General features: G+C 33.3%; 1 protein-coding gene. It reads right to left on the bottom strand.

Annotation, left to right across the window (positions count from 1 at the left end; translation table 11 throughout):
* Window positions 1-116 precede the first annotated feature (116 nt).
* A partial coding sequence (locus ACVC2P_RS01145; protein ID WP_452596649.1) for a DNA translocase FtsK occupies window positions 117-1,906 on the bottom strand: 1,790 nt, incomplete at its 5' end.

The following is a 1,906-nucleotide window of genomic DNA, read 5'->3' as shown; positions in this document are numbered from 1 at the left end:
CCTTTACTTTGTGCAAATGTTACTGAACTTACTAATAATAGGAGTAATACTATTTTTTTCATTTTAAAATTTTAATTTTAATAACTTCCACGAAAGTGAAAATCTTATTATTCTTTTTATTGACCTTCGTTTGCTAAATGTTCATCGAGTGCAACTAAATCTGTTATTAACACTTGTCTTGCTTTACTACCTTCAAAACCACCTACAATACCCGCAGCCTCTAATTGATCGATTAAACGACCTGCTCTGTTGTAGCCTAGTTTTAATTTTCGTTGTAATAAAGAGGCCGACCCTTGTTGTGCTGTAACTATAATTTCTGCAGCTTCTCTAAACAATTTATCTCTGTCTGAAATATCTATATCAAGAGTTGTGCCACCTTCTTCACCAACATATTCTGGAAGTAAATATGCATCTGGATAAGCTTTCTGAGCACCTATAAAATCTGTAATTTTTTCTACTTCAGGCGTATCTACAAAAGCACACTGTATTCTAATTAAATCATTGCCTTGTGTATAAAGCATGTCTCCACGACCAATTAATTGATCTGCTCCTGGGCCATCTAAAATGGTACGAGAATCTATTTTAGATGTTACCCTAAACGCTATTCTGGCTGGGAAATTTGCTTTTATAATACCTGTAATAACATTAACCGAAGGTCTTTGTGTAGCTACAATTAAATGTATTCCAATGGCACGTGCTAATTGTGCTAAACGTGCAATAGGCGTTTCTACTTCTTTTCCAGCTGTCATAATTAAATCGGCAAACTCATCGACAACTAATACTATGTATGGTAAAAACTGATGCCCATCGTTGGGGTTTAATTTACGAGCCTTAAATTTAGTATTATACTCTACAATATTTCTACAAAATGCATTTTTAAGCATTTCGTAACGGTTATCCATTTCAATACATAAAGAATTTAAGGTATTTATAACCTTAGTATTATCTGTAATAATAGCCTCTGCGCTGTCTGGTAGTTTGGCAAGGTAATGGCGTTCTATTTTATTAAATAGTGTTAATTCTACTTTTTTAGGGTCTACTAAAACAAATTTAACTTCTGCAGGATGCTTTTTATATAAAAGTGACGTTAATACGGCATTTAACCCTACAGATTTTCCTTGCCCGGTAGCACCAGCCATTAATAGGTGAGGCATTTTTGCTAAATCTACAACAAGAGTTTCGTTACTAATTGTTTTCCCTAATGCAACAGGTAAATGCATTTCAGATTTTTGAAACTTCTGTGAAGCAATTACAGAACGCATAGAAACTATAGTTGCATTTTTATTTGGCACTTCTATACCAATGGTTCCTTTACCTGGAATAGGCGCAATAATACGAATTCCTAATGCAGAAAGCGATAGAGCTATATCGTCCTCTAAATTTTTAATTTTAGAAATACGTACACCAGCTTCTGGAACAATCTCATATAAGGTTACAGTTGGCCCAATAGTAGCTTTAATAGACGAGATGCCTATTTTATAATTATTTAAAGTTTCAACTATTCGGTTTTTATTTTCTTCAAGTTCTTCTTGATTTATTGTAATTCCTTCAGTATTATATTTTTTTAATAAATCTAAAGGAGGAAATTGATAATTACCTAATTCTAAAGTAGGATCGAATAACCCGAAGTCTTCAACTAACTTATCAGATAGGTTGTCGGTTTCCGATTTTTCTTCAACTACCGATTCTACCTTAATTTCTAAAGATGCTTCTTCCTCTTCGTCTTTAGGTATTTCCACTTCTAAAGTTGTAGATGGTGTTTTATCTACAGCTTTAGGTTTAGTCGTAGTAACGTCTAGTTTAGAATGATTTTCTATAGTTGGCTCAATGGTTTCTGGAGTAGTATCGAAAGCAGCTTTTATAGCTTCTGCTTCTTCTGTTAAATTATTATCAACTGGTGTAACTG

The sequence above is a fragment of the Pontimicrobium sp. MEBiC01747 genome (assembly GCF_053601635.1).
The sequence above is the reverse complement of the archived record's forward strand: the minus strand, read 5'-3'. Positions and strand labels throughout refer to the sequence as shown.